We start from the raw sequence: 519 nt of genomic DNA, 5'->3' as shown, positions 1-519 counted from the left end.
GGCCGGGGTGGCCGGTGTGATCAAGATGGTCATGGCGATGCGGTACGGGACGCTGCCCAAGACGCTGCACGTGGACGCGCCGTCGTCGAAGGTGGATTGGTCCGGCGGGGCGGTAGAACTGCTGACCGAACCCCGGCCTTGGCCCCAGGACGCGGACCGGCCGCGCCGGGCGGCGGTGTCGTCGTTCGGCATCTCCGGCACCAACGCCCACGTCATCCTGGAAGAACCGCCCGTTGAGGAGCCGTCGGCCGTCGGCGCCGGATCGGCCGCACCCGCTGTTGAGGAAGCGCTGGCCAGTGAGGGGCAGCCGGATAGGGAGCCGGCCGAGGCGGGATCGTCCGTTTCGACTGAAACGGACGGTACTGCCGGTCCAGTGTTGCCGGTGCCTGTGGTGGTGTCGGCCAAGAGCGAGGCGGCGTTGCGGGCGCAGGCCGCCCGGCTGGCCGGGTTCGTGACCGGGCATGATGCGGCTGGTCCGGTGGAGGTGGCGGCTGGGCTGTCGCGCCGTGCCGCCCTGGA

Annotated in this window: 1 protein-coding gene; it reads left to right on the top strand. The window is 71.9% G+C overall.

Going from position 1 to position 519, the window contains the following annotated elements:
• Positions 1–25: 25 nt before the first annotated feature.
• A partial coding sequence (locus EJK15_RS76085) for a ketoacyl-synthetase C-terminal extension domain-containing protein (protein WP_276615640.1) occupies positions 26–519 on the top strand: 494 nt, incomplete at its 3' end.

The sequence above is a fragment of the Nonomuraea basaltis genome, from assembly GCF_005893125.1.
In the GTDB taxonomy this organism is placed as follows: domain Bacteria; phylum Actinomycetota; class Actinomycetes; order Streptosporangiales; family Streptosporangiaceae; genus Nonomuraea; species Nonomuraea basaltis.
Note: the sequence above shows the minus strand (reverse complement) of the source record. Positions and strands in the feature narration are given on the sequence as shown.